General features: G+C 42.6%; 19 protein-coding genes. 6 read left to right on the top strand and 13 right to left on the bottom strand.

All coding sequences use genetic code 11. The features are described 5' to 3' along the window. The 5 genes from Q7J41_RS17010 to Q7J41_RS16990 form a co-directional block, all read left to right on the top strand. A partial coding sequence (locus Q7J41_RS17010) for an ABC transporter substrate-binding protein (RefSeq protein WP_304889631.1) occupies nucleotides 1-1081 on the top strand: 1081 nt, incomplete at its 5' end. A gap of 192 nt (nucleotides 1082-1273) precedes the next feature. After that, a complete protein-coding gene (locus Q7J41_RS17005; RefSeq protein ID WP_304889636.1) occupies nucleotides 1274-2167 on the top strand; it encodes a branched-chain amino acid ABC transporter permease in 894 nt (297 codons plus the stop codon). A gap of 14 nt (nucleotides 2168-2181) precedes the next feature. Further along, nucleotides 2182-3285 (top strand): branched-chain amino acid ABC transporter permease, encoded by a 1104-nt coding sequence (locus Q7J41_RS17000; protein WP_304889630.1) that lies wholly within the window; start codon nucleotides 2182-2184, stop codon nucleotides 3283-3285. Beyond that, entirely contained in the window at nucleotides 3285-4088 is an 804-nt protein-coding gene (locus Q7J41_RS16995) for an ABC transporter ATP-binding protein (protein ID WP_304889629.1), read from the top strand. The genes Q7J41_RS17000 and Q7J41_RS16995 overlap by 1 nt, the downstream gene beginning before the upstream one ends. Then, nucleotides 4075-4788, top strand: a complete 714-nt coding sequence (locus Q7J41_RS16990) for an ABC transporter ATP-binding protein (RefSeq protein WP_026393786.1) — start codon at nucleotides 4075-4077, stop codon at nucleotides 4786-4788. Before Q7J41_RS16995 ends, Q7J41_RS16990 begins: the two co-directional genes overlap by 14 nt. A 42-nt stretch (nucleotides 4789-4830) precedes the next feature. Here the strand turns inward: Q7J41_RS16990 and Q7J41_RS16985 are convergent, their stop codons facing one another. The 3 genes from Q7J41_RS16985 to Q7J41_RS16975 are packed head-to-tail and all read right to left on the bottom strand — an operon-like array spanning nucleotide 4831 to nucleotide 10021. Continuing rightward, nucleotides 4831-6366: a Ppx/GppA phosphatase family protein gene (locus Q7J41_RS16985; protein ID WP_304889628.1), complete on the bottom strand. Its 1536-nt coding sequence runs from the start codon at nucleotides 6364-6366 to the stop codon at nucleotides 4831-4833. A 2-nt stretch (nucleotides 6367-6368) separates the two neighbouring features. Beyond that, nucleotides 6369-8477 (bottom strand): RNA degradosome polyphosphate kinase, encoded by a 2109-nt coding sequence (locus tag Q7J41_RS16980; RefSeq protein WP_304889627.1) that lies wholly within the window; start codon nucleotides 8475-8477, stop codon nucleotides 6369-6371. Continuing rightward, nucleotides 8474-10021 carry an exopolyphosphatase gene (locus Q7J41_RS16975; RefSeq protein ID WP_304889626.1) on the bottom strand — a complete coding sequence of 516 codons (1548 nt, stop codon included), beginning with the start codon at nucleotides 10019-10021 and terminating at the stop codon, nucleotides 8474-8476. Before Q7J41_RS16975 ends, Q7J41_RS16980 begins: the two co-directional genes overlap by 4 nt. A gap of 175 nt (nucleotides 10022-10196) precedes the next feature. Here Q7J41_RS16975 and Q7J41_RS16970 point away from each other — a divergent pair, with 175 nt between their 5' ends. Then, nucleotides 10197-10886 carry a DUF554 domain-containing protein gene (locus tag Q7J41_RS16970; RefSeq protein ID WP_304889625.1) on the top strand — a complete coding sequence of 230 codons (690 nt, stop codon included), beginning with the start codon at nucleotides 10197-10199 and terminating at the stop codon, nucleotides 10884-10886. A gap of 72 nt (nucleotides 10887-10958) precedes the next feature. On the opposite strand, the gene Q7J41_RS16965 is transcribed toward Q7J41_RS16970, so the two are convergent. The 10 genes from Q7J41_RS16965 to Q7J41_RS16920 all read right to left on the bottom strand — a co-directional run bounded on the left by Q7J41_RS16965 (nucleotide 10959) and on the right by Q7J41_RS16920 (nucleotide 19338). Continuing rightward, nucleotides 10959-11756 (bottom strand): methyltetrahydrofolate cobalamin methyltransferase, encoded by a 798-nt coding sequence (locus tag Q7J41_RS16965; RefSeq protein WP_304889635.1) that lies wholly within the window; start codon nucleotides 11754-11756, stop codon nucleotides 10959-10961. Nucleotides 11757-11788: 32 nt separating this feature from the next. Beyond that, entirely contained in the window at nucleotides 11789-12451 is a 663-nt protein-coding gene (locus Q7J41_RS16960) for a B12-binding domain-containing protein (protein ID WP_304889624.1), read from the bottom strand. Between the two features lie 88 nt (nucleotides 12452-12539). Continuing rightward, nucleotides 12540-13916: a methyltransferase MtaB domain-containing protein gene (locus Q7J41_RS16955; protein WP_304889623.1), complete on the bottom strand. Its 1377-nt coding sequence runs from the start codon at nucleotides 13914-13916 to the stop codon at nucleotides 12540-12542. A 213-nt stretch (nucleotides 13917-14129) separates the two neighbouring features. Further along, nucleotides 14130-14597 (bottom strand): hypothetical protein, encoded by a 468-nt coding sequence (locus Q7J41_RS16950; RefSeq protein ID WP_304889622.1) that lies wholly within the window; start codon nucleotides 14595-14597, stop codon nucleotides 14130-14132. A 16-nt stretch (nucleotides 14598-14613) separates the two neighbouring features. Then, entirely contained in the window at nucleotides 14614-15234 is a 621-nt protein-coding gene (locus Q7J41_RS16945; RefSeq protein ID WP_304889621.1) for a GTP-binding protein, read from the bottom strand. Next, complete coding sequence (locus Q7J41_RS16940) at nucleotides 15227-15889, bottom strand: B12-binding domain-containing protein (RefSeq protein ID WP_304889620.1); 663 nt, start codon at nucleotides 15887-15889, stop codon at nucleotides 15227-15229. Before Q7J41_RS16940 ends, Q7J41_RS16945 begins: the two co-directional genes overlap by 8 nt. Before the next feature lie 13 nt (nucleotides 15890-15902). Then, nucleotides 15903-17231 (bottom strand): PocR ligand-binding domain-containing protein, encoded by a 1329-nt coding sequence (locus Q7J41_RS16935; RefSeq protein WP_304889619.1) that lies wholly within the window; start codon nucleotides 17229-17231, stop codon nucleotides 15903-15905. A 257-nt stretch (nucleotides 17232-17488) separates the two neighbouring features. Then, a complete protein-coding gene (gene rd, locus Q7J41_RS16930; RefSeq protein ID WP_304889618.1) occupies nucleotides 17489-17647 on the bottom strand; it encodes a rubredoxin in 159 nt (52 codons plus the stop codon). 122 nt (nucleotides 17648-17769) lie between these two features. After that, nucleotides 17770-18690 carry an ROK family protein gene (locus Q7J41_RS16925; protein ID WP_304889617.1) on the bottom strand — a complete coding sequence of 307 codons (921 nt, stop codon included), beginning with the start codon at nucleotides 18688-18690 and terminating at the stop codon, nucleotides 17770-17772. A gap of 24 nt (nucleotides 18691-18714) precedes the next feature. Then, entirely contained in the window at nucleotides 18715-19338 is a 624-nt protein-coding gene (locus Q7J41_RS16920; RefSeq protein ID WP_304889616.1) for a Yip1 family protein, read from the bottom strand. Between the last annotated feature and the right edge of the window lie 47 nt (nucleotides 19339-19385).

Below are 19385 nucleotides of genomic sequence, written 5' to 3'. Positions count from 1 at the left end.
CGCTGACAGTGACGTTATTAAAATTGGTGTGTTCGAACCATTAACCGGTGCTAACGCAGCCGGCGGTGAACTGGAAGTTGAAGGGGTTGAATTGGCTAACCAATTACGTCCCGAAGTATTAGGCAAAAAAGTTGAGCTAGTTATTGCTGATAACAAATCAGACAAAGCTGAAGCAACAACTGCTGCCGCTCGTTTAATTGAAAAAGATAAGGTTGTTGCAATCTTAGGTTCCTGGGGATCTTCACTCTCCATCGCTGCTGGTGATGTTGTTAAAACCAACCAGATTCCTGCTGTGGCACTTTCTGCTACCAACCCACAGGTAACTGCCGGAAATGATTACTACTTCCGCGTTTGTTTCCTTGATCCTTTCCAGGGTACGGTAATGGCTAACTATGCATCCAAAAAACTGAATGCTAAAAAAGTTGCCATCATTCAGGAAGTATCCAATGACTACTCTGTTGGTTTGGCTAAATTCTTCACCGATTCATTTGTCAAATTAACTGGCGATCCAAATGCCATCGTTGCAACTGGTAACTACAACACTGGCGACCAGGATTTCAATGGTATCTTAACAAATATCAAAGCTGCTAACCCAGATGTAATTTTTGCTCCTGGTAACTTTACTGAGTCAGCTTTAATCATCAAACAAGCTCGTGCCCTTGGCATCACTGCTCCATTTATCGGTGGCGATACCTGGGAAACCAACGAATTTATCACTGTTGGTGGTGCTGATGTAGAAGGCGCTGTTATGTCAACATTCTTTGATGACACCAACCCACTGACTGAAGCTGGCAAAACATTTGTTGCTGAATACAAAAAAGCCTATCCAGACCGTGAAAACATTGCAGCTGTAACCGCTCTTGGTTATGACGGCTACATGATGACTCTGGATGCCATCGAACGTGCCGGATCTGCTGATCCAGTTGCTATCCGTGACGCATTGGCTGCTACCAAAGATTTTGAAGGCGCTACCGGGATGATCACTATTGATGCCAACGGCGATGCCACAAAGAACGAAGCGATCATCAAAACAGTCAAAGATGGTAAATTCACTTACCTTGACTCTGTAACGATTGACTAGTTTATTACAATAGCTTTACATAAAGAGGTCGTTGTTTAGTACGACTCTCTTTTATACGCAAGGGTGCGTAACTAAATACAGTCATGTATTTAGTTTACGTACCCGTCTAAAACAAACATTGAGGGTATTTGTTATCAGATACCCTCAATTTAAATTAAATGATATGACGAGGTTTTAATTATGGTCGTTGGAATGACAATGGAAACATTCTTACAGCAACTTATCAATGGTTTATCAGTCGGGAGTTTGTATGCCTTGATTGCCATAGGCTATACCATGGTTTATGGTATCCTAAGACTGATCAACTTTGCCCACGGCGATATCTTTATGATGGCTGCCTATTTTACATATTTTGGGATTGCGGTATTTTTTCTTCCCTGGTATGTCACATTTATTATCACGATTGGTTTAACCATGCTCCTGGGTGTCACCATTGAGCGGGTCGCTTATCGTCCCCTGCGGGATGCACCCAAGACATCACTGCTGATTTCAGCAATCGGGGTTTCGTTTTTACTGGAAAATGTTGCCACCTACTTATTTTCTGGAAAACCACAAGCGTTCCCAGAATTTCCACTGATGACAACACCTTTTTTTATTGGCGGACTGTCTTTTCAGCCAGTTTCTATTGTTATTCCAATTGTTGCATTTATCCTGATGTCCGCACTACTTTTTATTATTAATAAAACTAAAATTGGGATGGCCATGCGGGCGGTAGCGGTTGATTATGATACGGCCAAACTCATGGGCATTAAGATCAATGGGGTTATTTCTTCCACCTTCGCGATCGGCTCGGCGCTGGCCGCAGTTGGCGCTATTTTATGGTGTATGAAATACCCATCGGTGTTACCCCTCATGGGCGTTGTTCCGGGACTTAAATGCTTTATCGCTGCCGTTATCGGCGGGATCGGTAACGTTAAGGGTGCCGTTCTTGGCGGCTTGATCCTGGGCTTTTCCGAAGTACTGATGGTGGCCTTCTTTCCGGCTCTTACCGGATATCGGGACGCCATCGCATTTGTCATCTTGATTGTAATTCTGCTATTTCTTCCCAATGGACTCCTTGGTAAGAAACAAGTGGAAAAGGTTTAGAGGAGGTACCAGAAATGAAAGAAACTCAAAACAGCATCGGTGCCTACTTAAAGCTCCACTGGAAAACAGCCGTATTCTTAGTTGTTCTCCTCGTTGGGATCGGTGTAGCCGACATTTTTGTCGATTCTTATCTGCGCCGACTTTTGAATTTGTGTGCTATTTATGTCATCGTCAGTTTGGCAATGAATCTGGTTAACGGATTTACTGGACAATTTTCTTTGGGACAAGCTGGTTTTATGGCTATTGGAGCTTATACCGTGGCGGTTTTCACAGTTCCCATCGAATCACGAGCTGCGATTTTTTATCTTGAACCAATGGCACCATTTCTAGCCAATATTCAATTGCCCTTTATTGTGGCGTTGATTCTGGGTGGTTTAGCTTCGGCATTCGTGGCCTTTTTTATCGGCTCACCCTGTTTACGGCTCCGTGGCGATTATCTGGCCATTGCCACCCTTGGTTTTTCCGAAATTATCCGAATTGTCTTCACCAATACCCAGTCCATTACCAATGGCGCCCTGGGCATTAAGAGCATTCCCACCATTAGCAGTCTCTGGTGGACCTTCGGGACTGCCATACTGATCATAATCGCAACTGTCCTGCTGATTAACTCAACCTATGGACGAGCCTTTAAATCGATCCGTGAAGACGAAATAGCTGCTGAAGCGATGGGAGTTGGGCTCTTTAAAACAAAGATGACCTCATTCCTGATCGGTGCCTTTTTCACCGGTATCGGCGGTGGTTTATTTGCCGCTCTTTTAGGTACCGTTGACCCTAAGCAATTCTATTTCACCCTGACCTATAACTTTTTACTGATCATTGTCCTTGGCGGTATGGGCAGTATTTCCGGAACCGTCATTGCCAGCTTTGTGGTCACATTGGGTCAGGAAGCCTTGCGTTTTCTGGATGAACCAATGGCCTTCGGGCTGGATCTGCCGATCTTTCGACCTGGTCTGAGAATGGTTGTCTTCTCGTTTCTGCTAATGGTCATTGTCCTCTTCTATCGAAAGGGCTTAATGGGTACCAATGAGCTCACCTGGGATTTCATTGCTCAGAAATACCGATCCATCAAGAAAAAACTGAGCGGAAAAAAGACATCAACTGAAGGAGGTGGCAATTAATGAGTCTTCTGAGAACCGAAAATGTCATCATGCAGTTTGGTGGTGTTGTTGCCGTCAACGACTTAAATATCGATATAAAAAAAGGTGAACTAGCCGCTCTGATCGGACCGAATGGCGCCGGTAAAACCACCGCCTTTAATGTCATCACCGGGGTCTATACACCGACTGGCGGAAAAGTACTTTTTACCCCAACCGATAAAAGTGGTGCCACTACCGAGATTGATATTACCGGCAAGAAACCGGACAAAATAACTGGTATGGGCGTTGCCCGAACCTTTCAGAATATCCGGCTGTTTAAAGAACTGACGGTTCTTGAAAATGTCCTGGTTGCTACTCACTTGAATGCCGATTATAGTTTTCTGTCGGCCATGTTGAGAGCACCAAAAGCCCGAAAAGGCGAACGTCAGGCTAAAATGGATTGCGAATTTTTATTGGAACGGCTGGGCCTTATCGATCTTAAAAATGAAAAAGCCTCGTCACTGCCCTATGGCCAACAACGCCATCTGGAAATCGCCCGGGCCCTGGCAACCAAGCCGCAGTTGCTGCTGCTTGATGAACCCGCAGCGGGGATGAATCCTCAGGAAACAGATGAATTAACAGATCTGATTTTTAAACTGAAAACTGATTTTGATCTGACCATTTTTATGATTGAACATCATATGGATCTGGTTATGGAAATTTCTGATCATATTTATGTATTGGATTTTGGATGTACCATCGCAAAAGGAACCCCAGATGAGGTTCAGAATAATCCGAAGGTTATTGAAGCATATTTGGGGGTAGACGCCGATGTTGAAGATTAGTAATTTACAGGTCGCCTATGGCGGCATTGAAGCCGTTAAGGGTATCGATCTTGAAGTGCCGGAAGGAAAAATTGTAACCCTGATCGGAGCAAACGGTGCCGGAAAAAGCACCACCCTCCGGGCTATCGTCAATCTAGTTAAATCAAAAGCTGGAAGCATTACCTATCACGGTGACGAACTGCTGGGCCTGGACACCACAAAGGTTGTCGATAAGGGCATCACCCTGGTTCCGGAAGGACGACATGTTTTCCCGGATCTGACAGTGCTGGAAAATTTGAAAATTGGCGCTTATATGCGCAAGGATAATCTGGATGAAGACATTCAAAAGATTTACGGACTCTTCCCCCGTCTGGAAGAACGTTCCTGGCAACAAGCCGGAACCTTATCTGGTGGCGAACAGCAAATGCTGGCGGTAGGTCGGGCGATGATGAGCCGACCAAAACTACTGATGATGGATGAGCCATCGTTGGGTCTGGCGCCGCTGGTTGTTCAGGGTATTTTTGATATCATCGAAACCCTTAATAAAGAAGGAATGACCATTCTTCTGATTGAGCAAAATGCTAACATGGCACTCCGTGTTGCCGATTATGCCTATGTGCTGGAAACTGGAAAAATAACCAAAGAAGGTACTGGCCGGGAATTACTGGCTGATGATAGTATTAAAGAAGCATATCTGGGCAAAAGCCACAGAAACAAATAAGAAAAACTCCAATTATTCAAAAATTGAATAATTGGAGTTTTTTTATCGCCGTGAAATAATGACCTTATTATTAATAGTCAGGGTTTTGTTAAAGACCCGTTTGAATTTTTTGCCACATTCGTTGATGATCATGTTATCAAATACCGAATGTCCGGTAGTGAGGACATTAAGCTGGACTTCTTTTTCCATAATCACGCAATTCACATCTTTTACGACACCATCCATGCTACGGTCCAGATATTCGGAGATCTGCAGAAATAAGCTGAGTTGATCGATCAAATGTCGTTCTTCATCTTGAAGCAATCCAAAATACTCTTCGGAGATATGAATTTTTTTGTTGGTTCGATGGTTGAGGGCAATAAAAGCGCTCATTAACAGCTCTTTTTGCTCAATGCCCAATAGTCCTGAGTTTAAAATGATATAAAAACTATGCTCATGATGATTTCCAAACTGGAGCTTAATACCCACATCGTGGAGCATGGCTGAAGCACGAATCATCTTCCGGGCATCCTCTTTAATGCCATGCAGCGGGCGTAGCTGCTCAAACAAGTTTTCGGTCAGCTTAAGTACATGGTATGCATGAGGAATATTGACATTAAAGTTGAGCATGATGTTAACCAGTGACAGCTCAAAAATATCATAAACCAGATTATCCTCATTATAACCAAAATAATCATAGATAATACCGTCCCGCAAGCCGGCATTGCTGATAATCAGTTCTGGCGAATCGATGTGTTTCATCACCCGCTCCAGGGTATGGCTGGAACCGACAAAAATATCAATCCGTCCTTTTGACAGGCCCTTAAGATTTGAGCGTTCCGCTAAATTCATACTGGCAGCCATTTCACAGATCCGCTTAACATCATTTGAACCCATCTTGTAATTATGGGCAATCTCCATCGGATAATCATTGAAGCTGCGGTGGATCCGCCCAACGTTTCGAATGGTTCCACCAACCCCAATCACCGGCAGACCGATGGCCTTTTTCAGGATTGGGGTTTTACTAAAGGCTTCCTTCAAAAATTCATCCAGGGCCTTCAGTTTTTTTTCTGAAACCACGTCTGTTAAATCAAACTTTTCAGCCAAATCGATGGAGCCAAAGGGCAGACTGACGACCTCCACTTTTTTGCGGTCTTTGATGAGCACAAATTCGGTACTCCCACCGCCTATATCCATCAGCAGAGCATCCCTGACATCCAGGGTGTTGATGGCTCCCAGATAGTCCATCGAAGCCTCCACCTCCCCGGGAATAACGGTGACGTCCAGACCGACTTCAGCTTTGATTCGAGCAACATATTCTGTTCCGTTTGATGCTTTTCGAACCGCTGCCGTTGCCACAGCAATAACCTTTTCAATGCCGTAGGCATCGCACATACTGACAAACATGGCCAGGGTTTCAATCCCGAAATCCATCCGATCCTGCTGCAGTTTTCCGGTTTCTGCCAGTCCATCGTTTAAACGGACATTCACCTTCACGTCATCTATAATCTGAAAATATTCATTGTTGTAGTATTCGCCAATAACCAGATGCACACTATTTGAGCCAATGTCGATAACCCCGATATTTCGTCTATCCAATCTTATTTTCCTCCAATGTTTTGTTTTAAAACTGCTTTGCTCTTAGCTTGTTCAAATTCTGCTTCCGCTTCTTTGCAGAAGTAGTCCTGACAGGAAAGCAGTTCTTTGCCGCGTTTGTCAATCCGGATATATTCTCCGGTTTCGGTCATTAACCGCGTTTTAATGGTGTCTCTCAAGGTAATATCCAATATATGTTTCAATCTTTTCTTCAAGCTCTCATCCTCAATCGGGAACAAGGTTTCAATTCGCCGGTTCAGGTTTCGTTCCATCCAGTCCGCACTGGAAAGAAAAATATCTTCCTTGCCCTGGTTGTAGAAATAGTAGATCCGGCTGTGTTCCAGAAAGGTTCCGACAATGCTGTGAACCGTGATGTGTTCACTGACGCCCGGCAAACCAGGTATCAGCGAGCACATCCCCCGGACAATCAGTTGAATTTCAACCCCGGCCTGGGATGCTTCATACAGCTTTTTGATAATGTCCTCATCTACCAACGAATTCATTTTTGCAATAATCTTGCCTTTTTCGCCCATCTTAATATTTTCTATTTCCCGGTCAATAGCTATATAAAAGGCATTCCTAAGGGTTTTGGGGGCGACTTCGATCTTTTTCCATAAAGTATAATGACTGTAACCCGAAAGCAGATTAAACAGTGTTGAAACGTCAGATCCATAGTTTTCTTTGGCGGTAAACATTCCCAAATCGGTGTAGAGACCAGCGGTCACATCATTGTAGTTACCGGTGCCCAGATGGACATAGCGCCGGATCCCATCCGACTCTTTTCGTACCACCAGGATCATTTTGCAGTGGATTTTAAGACCTGCCAGACCATAAATGACGTGGCACCCGGCCTGCTCCAACTTCTTCGCCCAGACAATATTATTGGCTTCATCAAAGCGTGCTTTCAGTTCGACCAGCACGGTAACTTGTTTGCCGTTCTGAGCGGCCTGGATTAATGCTTCAATGATCGGAGAATCCCCACTGACTCGGTAAAGCGTTTGCTTGATCGCCAGCACATCCGGATCAACCGATGCGGCTCTGACAAAGTCAACCACGGTTTGAAAGGACTGGTAGGGATGGTGAAGTAGCCGATCTTTATCACGGATGACTTCAAATATATCTTCGACTTCATAAAATTCATTGGAAATAAGGGGGGTATACCGGGGTTCTCGGAGTTCATTAAATTCGCTACGACTCTGAAATTTCATAAAACAGTTCAGATCGAGATTGCCCTTGAGCTCATAAAGCTCACTTTCGACAATTTCCAATTCGCTCATGAGCCATTTCTTCATTTTTTTACTCATGTCTCTGGTGACTTCCAGTTTAATACTGGCTCCCCATTTACGCTGTTGAATAGATTTTTCAATTTCAATCAGCAAATCCTCAGCTTCATCTTCATCAATAGCCAGGTCACCATTACGAGTAATGCGAAACTCACTAACCTGCTTGACATCGTAACCAGTAAAAAGCTCATTGACAAAGGGACTGATTAGATCCTCCACAAAAATATAATTAAGTGCCAGGGAGTCCTTGGCTTTTGGCAGCGCAATGATCCGATCCAGAACCTTGGGAATTTCAAGGATCGCAATAAAATCTTTTTCTTCCTTAACCTTTGCTTCAGTATCATGGAGCATAATGCACAGATAAACCTGATTGTTTTTCACCAGCGGAAAGGGACGGCTGTTATCAATGGCTTGAGGGGTCAAAACCGGGTAACACTCGTGTCTGAAATAGTGAAGGGCAAAATCCTTACCTTCTTCATCCAGCTCATCGTAACGCAAAAAAAAGATCTTATTCTGATTAAGCTCCGGGATGATGGTTTTTGATAAACAATTATATTGCCTGGCCATCATTTCCTGGGTCATGCTGTTCAGGGTTTCTAATTGTTCAATCGGGGTTAATCCATCCACCGATTTTTTGTTGTAACCAACATTAATCTGATCCATGATCCCGGCCACCCGAACCATAAAAAACTCATCCAGATTAGATGCTGTAATCGCCAAAAATTTCAGACGATCCATAACCAGGTTACATTTATCATAGGCCTCGTCCAAGACCCGGTAATTAAAATCCAACCAACTGATCTCTCTGTTTATAAATAAATTACTTTTCATGATTCAACCCTCTTAATCTTTAGTATCGGTTTAATGCCATATACATTCTCCATGGTTGTCCGGCTTGCCTTAAAAAAATACTCTTCCAATTGAAAATTTTTCCCCGTTGTCAAACCAATAATCAACTTTTCATCTTTGACATGACAGGACAGGTTCTGGATTTTTTGCTGATAACTTTTATCCAAAGCAATGGCCAGTTTTAGAATCGCCGCCAGTTTGGCAACCAGCAGTTGCTCTTTTTCATCACTTGAATGAATTTTTTCTTCAACTTTGATAAAGTTTGTTTTAACCGCCTCGGCCACCATCCCCATTACAGCTTTCTCTTCCTGGTTTACGCCAATGATGTCGGTGGTTTCGATAATATAGCGACTTTGAACCCAAAAATTCTTATGATCAATAAAGCTTCCCACTTCCATTAAATAACAGAGCATCGATAAAAGCTGTCGCTCTCTTTTTCCCAGTTGATGGTATTTTTTTAAGGAGTCGAAAATTTTGAGGCTGATCTTTTCGACAAATTCTGAATGCCTTTGGCTGGTGTGATATTTTTTGCCAATGGTTTTTGCTGACAGGTAACTGCCTTCTTCAATCCATTCAATCAATTGTTGCTTTTTGGTGATCTGAAATTCAAAATCCAGAAAGGCATCTCCGATGATCATCGGAATTAAAATAAAGGTTTCAACCCCGGTTTCTGCCAGCAGCTTTAAATAAAGCATCAAGGTATGATTCAGGGTTTCGGCTTCACTTTGATCCAACAGCGGGTACTTTTTCAGCAATTGATTAACGGTCAGATCCCCGGCCACCTTACACAGCTTACCAAAGTCTTCAGCATTGATCACATAATAATCCTGCCGGTCAGTATAGCCACAAAGCTGGGCAATTACATCCACTTCATGGGAAGATACAAACAGTCGTTTAATGCGTCGCTTTCTGATGTTTTCGACGATGTCCTGGGTATTGATCGAAATAAACTCCATCAACAGGGTTTCAAATCGCTCGGAATTTTCTTCGATAGATTTCAGGATTTCCTTCATTTTAAGATAACCCAGTTCGGCGGTTTGGTGATAGTCGATAACTCCATTTTTTAACAGGGCAACCGACACATTCCCGCTGGAAATAGAAGCCAGCATCTGTTCTTCTTTGGTTTCATTAAGAATATTAAATTCCGGATCACATTTTAACACCATATGCCGATAAATAAGATGGGTCTCTTCTTCCTTATCGAGAATCTCAACCTCATAACCAGTATTGATTTTTATTTGTTCAAGAATATAAATCCGGTTTTTCGCTTCCCGGAGGGCCGTTGTTCCAAATATCTTAATGGATTCAACTCCGTATGTTTTAGACATTTCGATATATTCGTTAATTGTCTGGCACAATGCATAAACGGATTTAAATGAAATCTCACCTTTAGTAAAACTCTGACTCCCAAAATTTATAGGAAACATGGCTCGATCTAATATTTTAATGCATCCTTTTCCCCTTTGTCCCACAATCAGTTCGCATCGGATTGAGCCAATGTAAATAACAGAAAACCGCTTTATCATAAACGTCACCTCACATTCTTTTTTCTATTCTATCACAATTTTAAAAAAAATTATGTTAAAACTCGTCGAAACTCTGATTTTTTTCAGTAAATCAGCTTGTCAGGGCAGTTATGATTTCTGCTCTTTCGCTTTTATGTTACAATGGTTAAAGATATCACATCAGGAGGAAAAATCTGTGCTTGGAACCATTATCAATGCCACCGCCATTGTTGTTTGCGGCTTCATCGGACTTTTATTTAAACGGGCTTTGCCCCAGCGTCTCTGTGAAACTATCACCCAAGGACTGGGTTTGGGTGTCGTGGTCATCGGCATCACGATGACCATCGAAACCGACAACATCATGCTGATGCTACTGAGCCTATTGTTTGGCGGAATCCTGGGAGAACTGATTAATATTGAAAAACAGTTAAAACGCATCGGCGATAGCCTGGAATCAAAGATGAAAAACAATAACAATAATATCTCTCAAGGCTTTGTCAGTGCCTCCTTGCTTTTCTGTACCGGCTCGATGGCCATTATGGGGGCTCTGGAAAACGGACTGACCGGAACCTTCAGTATTCTTTTAAGCAAATCGCTTTTGGATGGCATTTTCTCAATGATTCTCTCATCCACTTTAGGGATTGGCGTTATCTTTTCAGCGATTCCGATTCTGCTCTATCAGGGCAGTATTTCGCTGTTGGCCGGCTCCATCAAAACCCTGCTCGTCCCAGAGATGATCACCGAAATGAACGCCGTTGGCGGCGTTCTGATTATGGCTATTGGCATGAATATGCTGAAAATTAAAGAGTTCAAGGTTGGCAATCTGCTGCCGGCGGTTTTTATGCCGATTCTATTTATCTGGTTGATGGGGTTACTGGGACTTTAAAACAAACAAAAGCCGGCAAAAATGCCGGCTTTTGTTTTACAATAATTGGAGTTAATAAATAGATGTTAGATGTTAACCAAGCAGACCGCTGCGATGGGCTTTAATGTAGCCGCCGCAGTAATTATCCATGCCCAGTAATGCCCTGGAGGTGACAATATCAGCCATGGTTTTATCGTTGGTTGGATCCAGAACGTATCCGTCCATTCCCAGGGTCATGGTTTCGACAACGAAGAGCCGATTCAGGATCGCTCGATTGGGTAAACCATAGGAAATATTGCTGAGTCCACACATGAAGTGCACATCCGGATAATCTGTTTTTATTTTCTTGATCGTTTCCAGCACTTCAATCCCAGCCGTTCCCACACTGCTTACCGGTTTCACCAGTGGGTCAAAATACATGTCGTCATCTTTGACCCCTTCGCTGGCTAATTTGTCGTGGAGTATATGGACAACCTTCATGCGATCATCCGATGTAACCGGCATTCCGGTACTGTCCATGCAGAGCACCACAATTTTGGCGTTGTATTTTTTTATCAGCGGCAATACCGTATCATAGCGCTCATCTTCATCCGAAATGGAATTAATCATTGGACGGCCAAACTTACAGAGGCTCAGTCCCACATCCAGTGCGGTTGCGCTGGGACTGTCGATACATAATGGTACTTCGACCTCACTTTGAATGGTATTTACCAGCCATTCCATGGTTTCTTCTTCGTTATTGATCATGTTGCCACAATTTACATCAATAAATGTAGCCCCAGCCTTGGCCTGACGGATGGCAAGATCAATGATCATGTCTTTATCCCGATTCTTAGCCGCTTCCTTGACAGCGGGTCGGCTTGTATTAATTAATTCACCTACGATTGTCAGCATGATTGTTGTCTCCTCCTGTTTTTATGCACTTATGCACTCAATTCTTCTGGACAGCTCTGGTCACTCATCATCTGATCACACAATTCAACCGCCGTGGATGCATCCTCTGAGTAACCATCGGCCCCGATATCATCGGCAAATTCCTGGGTAACTGGTGCGCCACCAATAATTATTTTTACCTGATTTCTCACCCCATCAGCTACCAGTTGTTTAATGGTCGATTCTATCTTCATCATGGTTGTAGTCAACAGCGATGACATCCCCACAATATTTGGTTTATGCTCTTTAACGGCTGCCGAAAAAGCTTCTTCCTTAACATCCACACCAAGATCAATCACGGTATATCCCCGGCTTTCCATCATCATCACCAGTAGATTTTTGCCGATATCGTGCAAGTCACCGTTTACCGTGCCAATAATTATTTTTCCTTTGCTGGGAATATCATCATCCGTTATCAGCGGTTTTACCAGCTTCATCCCTTCGTTCATGGTATCTGCTGATTCCATAACCTCCGGAACAAACATTTCGCCGCTTTTAAACAGGGGCGCCACAATATTCATTCCGGCAATCAAACCATCATTGATAATCACAATGGGATCTGTTCCATCATCAATCAATGCCTGAACCAATACTTTTATTCCATTTAAATCACCATCTAAAACACATTGGGATACATCATTTAAAGTTGCCATCGTAAACCTCCTAAGTTTTATCTCATTTTCTGCTTGTTTATTTTCGGATATTAATCATTCTCACATAATTTTCTTTTTGATAGTTGGCTTATAGGCCGTACTCGCTGGGGATGAATTTGTCCATATCCAACTCCGATTTCATCTGATGATAGAATTCATTGGGATCATCGGGAATCGATTCAATCGCTTTTTCCATTTTATCCAACCACTTCATATCACGCTTATCGCTTTTTACCTTGCCTTCGACAATTGCTTTTTTGAGTTCTGCCACCGTCAGTTGGGCTGCTAACTTAGTTCTCAGGAAGTTATCCTGGGTTTTAACAAGCTCCGCACTGATTCGCATGACCACGTCTGGTCGCAACACATAGGCCTGAACATCGAGCGCTGAATCGGACTGAACCAGTAAATCGCGAAACATCAGCTGCTGTCCATTTACGGTTGCGGCGTTCATCAGCCGACAGTCATAGATCAGTTGTTCCATTGCCACCACCGGCGCCATTTCGGATAATAGCTTAACTTGTTGAATTGATTCGTTACTCCAGGTATCGGCAACGGCAGCGGCGATATTGCCAACTGGACTCAAATGCGCACCTGCTGCGGTTTTTCCTTCCATCGAAATGGGACTACCGGTAATCGCTTTGAGGTACGGCCCTTCATAAGCACAATCTTTACTGGGTCCCACTGCTCCCTGTTCAAAGGCTACCAATGCTCGGGGAACCGCAGTTACCCGAATAACGGCCGCAAATACATGAGGGATAAAACCTTTTTCAGCCAAAACCATGGCGGTATTGGCAAAACCACAGGCTGAATCGCCAGCGGCAAAACAATCGTTAGCATTAGCTAAATCGACCAGATGTTTCCATAAGAATTCCATATCATTGACACCTAAAATACCCAAGGCAAAAACAGCTTTTCGGATATCCGCTTTGACCAGCGCAGTATCATGAATTTCCTTCCCGCCAGTTGATTCAATCGAGAAGAAATCAGACCCGTCTTTGGCACATTGTTCGTACAATTCCAACATCGTTTCCCAATATTTTCCACTGCGCATGATAGGTGGCCGGCTGAACTCCCGCAAATCGTTGGGGGTGGTTCGAATCGCTGTTTTTAAGCCATATTTTTCGGCGGCTTCTTTCATGCCATTTAATAGAATCCGATTAATCTCAATCCCGTATTTGGGATGCTCGGTAAAGTCGGGCAGGGTTTCAAATTCAACCAAAACGCCAGGTGCATAGAGTTCCGCTGCCCGTTTTAAAACCCCTTCAATAATATTGGAATAGATCGTGGCAGCTTTTGGCATGGTCACATCATTAATATCCATACCTGGTAATGTGAAGTTAATCTCTGGATAAACCACGCCGCCCCCAATAACCATACCACTTTTAGTCGTCACCGGATTGGGACAGGAGCCGTAAACAAAATCATCCAAGTTCGTGTATGCTAATTTATTAAACTTCTTTGCCATTTTTTCCTCCTCGTTATTTGATTTCAGCACCTGCAGGATTGCTAAAATTTATTTATACTCTAATCATACGCTTACTTTGTCAATTCGTCTTTAGACGATTTTTGCAATAATTGGTACTATATTGCTTTTTAGTATTATTAAAGGCATAAAATAAGCATATTTTATATTATTAATCGCAAATAATATAAACTATGCATTTTAGAATTGTCGCTTTCAATGATGATAGCCATTACAGATTGGGCAATCATCCCCATCGCCATGATGATGGTGATGATTATCAGGCTGTTTCAGATTCTTATTGATTAGAATCTGAATCCCAGAATCTTGTTTTATCAACGCTTGGCATGATCGTTCAAGAAAAACCCGACTTTCGTTTTCACTGATATTCGAAACCAGCGAATTGATAATTACATTTATATCAAAGAGATCCTGATGATTGCCATGAAAATTGCTGTTTATGGCATTTGAATTGCTGATACAACTGTATTTAATAAAATCCTTTTCGTCGATCTGTGCCAGCGCTTTGATATGGCCAATCACCCGCTCATCACTTATGCAAATTTGATCTACATAAAGATGCAATACATCATGAATCCGGGAACGCCATTTTTCGATAGGCAAAGCCTGGTTCGATGAAAACCGGACATTGAAAACGACCGGTAGAAATTCTTCCTGATACATTTTTTTACCTGCTTTCTCACAAATATTGATGAAATTCCTGACATAATTCATTTTTTAAATTCATTTTAAATGTTCTTAACCCTGGTCTTATGGTTTCAACCATCTTTACCGCTTCTTCAATTTCACGCTGGCCGACCTCGTCAAGCTTATTGATTACCACACATCTCGCCAGATTGATCGAATCATTAAACAACTGATTCATCCGTTTTTCATATAAAACAACACGAGTTGGATCAAAAATAAAAACGTTCTGAATCTCTTCTTCCCGATACCCACAATTCATCATAGCCGGATACATCGACAATGGATTGGCCATTCCAGAAGGTTCAAAGAGAATATAGTCGAGATCTTGATATCCTTCCAGAAGATGATTGATGGTCGCTTCCAGTGTCACCTTCATCGTGCAGCAGACACAACCACCAAACAAGTCCAGCACTTCATAACCCAGCATCCGCATCTGCCGATTATCAATCCCCACATCCCCGATCTCATTAATGATAATCGCACATTTTTTATCTGCGGCTGATAGCATTTCAATGGTTTTAAGCAGCATCGTTGTTTTACCTGAACCCAAAAAACCAGTAAATAAAATTATCGGTGGCCGGCTTTTCAATAATTTGTGATTTTTATCACACATTGAAATACCCGGCTTTATTTCCCAGCAATTGATTGACAATATCAATTGCTCCGAAAACGTCTTTGCCATAACCATTTGCGCCGATCTCATCGACATAATCCTGGGTGACTGGTCCGCCGCCAACGACGATTTTAACCCGATCCCGGATCCCTTCGTTGACAATTGCTTGAATCACATGTTTCAATTCACCGATGGTTGTGGTGAGTAGTGCTGACATCGCCAGTATGTCTGGCTTATACCGCTGAATCGCTGAAATGAATGATGAGGCTGGCACATCGATACCCAGATCAATGACCTCATAGCCATCGCCCTGAAGGGTCATTGATACCATATTCTTACCAATATCATGAAGGTCTCCGGCAACAGTTCCTATAATAATCAAACCTTTTTTTCGGTTGAGGTTGGATTCAACAAGTAGCGGTTTTAAAACGTACAAGCTTGCATGCATGGCTCGGGAGGACATCAGCACATCTGGAATAAAGATATTGCCGGTCCTAAACTCTGTGCCAATTTGTTCCATCATCGGAATAAGGGCGTTGGTGATAATCACTCCCGCCGAAATCCCCATAGTCAGTGCCAGCTCTGTTGCGTTTTTGACCACTTCGGCATCACCATTAATTAACCCGTCTTGAATTTCTTTTAAATAACCTTCCATTGTGATTCTCCTTTTAGAGATTTTGCCTGAATTGTGTTGGTGTCATTCCCTCATTACGACGAAAGACCTTGGAAAAATAAGAGCCGTCGCTATAACCCAGAGACATGGCAATTTCTTCAATCTTATAACGGGGATTACTGAGCATTTTTTTCGCCTCATCCAGCTTGACCTTGGTGACATAATCCATCACTGTCATATTTTGACTTTCTTTAAAGATTCTGCTGACATAAAAAGGGCTCAGATAGACTGAATCGGCAATTTCTTCCAGCGAATTGTTTTTAGCATAGTTATTTCGGATAAAGCCTTTAATTCCTTCAACAGCAGACCGATTTTTCGATTTGCTGTGATGGTGAATTTCATCCAAATATCGTTCCAGTAGAGAATTTGCAACAATATTTATTTCCCGGATGCTATAACAGTTATTCAGTTCCTGTAATAAATTGGCATTGAATCCCATTGATTTTTCAATGTCAACCCCAGCCTCGACACAGGCTCGGGACATGACCACCACCAATTCATAAACCCGCCCCTTCATAATTAGAAGTTTTTCTCCGTCACAGGAGAAAATATCGGCCAGCATGACCTTGAATAGTTTTCGGCACTCATCCAGATCACTGAGCTTGATTTTTCCGATCAGTGCTTTTTCTTTTTCTAAAAAAAAGTTAAGGCTCTGACTATTGAGCTTTTCTTCCAGATTCTTGCGGGTTTGAATTTCTTCATTCAACAGAAGTTGCTGCAATTCAATTTCTTTTTTCTGGTGCAGACTTTCGCCACCGGTTTTGATAATGTAGTTGGCAATCACATGAAGTAACGATGCCGCCCCCTGCACCTTTTCCCCTGACACTACCTGAAGCTTCTTAGCTGCCTCAAACAGCGCTTTAAAATCATCAGTCAAAAAACGATTCATTTCTTCAAGCTCAATCCAAAAAAATTCTTCCGGCTCCCACATCAAAACCTGTCCGCAAATAATCGTGCCCAGATGTTCTTCATCAAAAATAATTGGTGCAGCCCACTCAATCAACCCGGCCGGGCAACGGAAAATATAGGGTTCGTCAAAAATAGCAGCCTGTTTTCCGGCCCGGGCATATGCCCCCACACAGCGGCTGATCCCTTTTTGTTTTTCCATTTTCCAGATCATGTGGCAAAATTCACAATTTTTCTGGGCATCTTTCTTGGAAAAGATGGAGTGACCTTCAACATCAACGATATTAGCAGTTAATCCAGTTACATTGGTAAATGCATCTAATATTTTGATAATAATTTCTTTGTCCACCAGTTGGATTAAATGTGCACGGCTGGATATGCTTCCACATTTTTTGTTAGTAAACGTTTCGTTCACCATTCCGCCCCCTTTACGCAGCAAATTGTAATCGTATAAACACTTCTATAACTAAGAGTATAACATTTCATTAACAAATAATAGGTACAATATTGCTATTTTAGGTATTTTTATGTATGTAGTGTCCGATGGTTAAAAGAAATACTCACATCAAAAAAAATAAGTGTAAAATTCAAACCTCATTTGGTTTAAATTTTACACTTATGAAGCAATTACTGACGTAATGCTTCTGTTAGTTATTCTTTTTTTCTTGACTTTGTTTAAACTTCTGAAAATGAGCTTTTATCAACGCCACATTCAGGACAGACCCAATCTTCCGGAATATCTGCAAACGCAGTTCCTGCAGTTACCCCATTGTCTGGATCCCCTAATTCTGGGTCATATATATAACCACAGACATCACATTCGTATTTTTGCATTGAATTCTCCTTTATTTTAATATGACATAACTCTATTATAATCATTCTAACTTTTATTTCAATGTTTTTTTTAGATTATTCAATTATTTCATAATTATTTATCATCATAAAAAAGAATCGATTTAAATGAAACGGCTGAGGTTTGCGGCACCAACAACGCCAGCATCATTTCTAAAACTGGCCAGCACAATTTCGGGCATTGCAGATGCGGGATAGGTTAAACGGCTTTTAGTCTCGGCTTTGATCCGTTCCAGCAAAAATTCTCCGGCGCCGGACAAACCGCCACCAATGGTGAAAATTTCGGGATCAATCAAATCACTAATATTGGCAATGGCCCAGCCGAGGTATCGGGCCAGCCGATTAACCGCCGCTAAAGCCAGTGAATCGCCGGCTTTGGCAGCCTCGAATATACGTCTCGCATCAAAATTTTCAGATGTTTTCAAATCAGATTCAACGCCTTCTGCAAGCCGTTTATGACAGTAACGGATCAGTGCTGTTGCTGAAGCAAAAGTCTCCAGACAGCCGTTTTTTCCGCAATTACAATTGTAAAAATTTTCGGCCATGATCATATGGCCGACTTCTGAGGCCACCCCATGAGCACCAGAAATAACCCGATCATTGATGATCACGCCACCGCCCACCCCGGTGCCCAAGGTCAGCATTACTGAGCTGCTCCGGCCCCGGGTGCTCCCGAAAGCCGCTTCGGCTATACAGGCAGCGGTTGCGTCATTAACCAGCAGGACTTCAAGCGACAGCTCTTTTTCGAGATCCTTCTTTAATGGCCTGTTTTTCCAATTGAGGTTAGGACAGGAAACCACGGTTGCGCCATCCGCCGACAGGATTCCGGGTATACCGATTCCTACTGTGGTTTCCTCTGGCGAAAAATGATGCAGCTCTTTAATCAATAAAACCAGATCGCTTAAAACCTGGGCATAACCCATTTGGTTTTGAGTATTTACCATCCGTTCTTCCAGAATGACGCCGTTATGATCAACAATCCCGCCTTTGATGGCAGTGCCGCCTATATCAATGCCAATTCCCATCCTTATCCTTATCCTCCTGTTCTTTTAACTGATGCCGGTCGTGGACAAACCCGCCATCGAATTAAGGCTGATCAGCGATACTCCCAGACTGAGTCCAGCTGCCACTACTTCCAGTCCCAGAACTGGAATGGCAGTTTTTTTATAACTTACGCCATAGACGATGGCCAAGCCAATAATGGTCAGCACAATCTGCCAGATGTTAAAGACACTGAAAATACTTCCTAAAAAAGTGATCCAATCCATTTCATAAACCTTAGTCATATCGATCGGTTTTTGAAAGAAAATATTGAGAATATTTTGGAATATTTTAGGGAAATAGCTAAGCCCCACGATATATACGGCGGTTTTAAAAGAGCCTTCTCCACCCATTTTCTTTAACACCAGGTTAAAGATAGCTGCCTTCACCACCATCGCAACAGCCACACTGATAACACCGGAGATAATCCCAGTGACAATACTGATGGTTTTAACCATGCCCATCTGATCAGCGGGAAGATCCATGCTACCCACCACGTTACCGGCAATCACGCCAGTTAACCCCCCGATAATGACAATAATCAAAATCGGGATTAACAGTGACCGTTTTTCTTTTTCAGCAACCTGTTTAAAGAATTTAACAGGATTAATTAATAGGTATAAATAGTTCATCTTTACTCCTTCTCGTTTAAGTTTTCATTTACTGTTTCGGCAACTGT

The organism is Acetobacterium sp. (genome assembly GCF_030652775.1).
In the GTDB taxonomy this organism is placed as follows: Bacteria; Bacillota; Clostridia; order Eubacteriales; family Eubacteriaceae; genus Acetobacterium.
The sequence above is the reverse complement of the archived record's forward strand: the minus strand, read 5'-3'. Positions and strand labels throughout refer to the sequence as shown.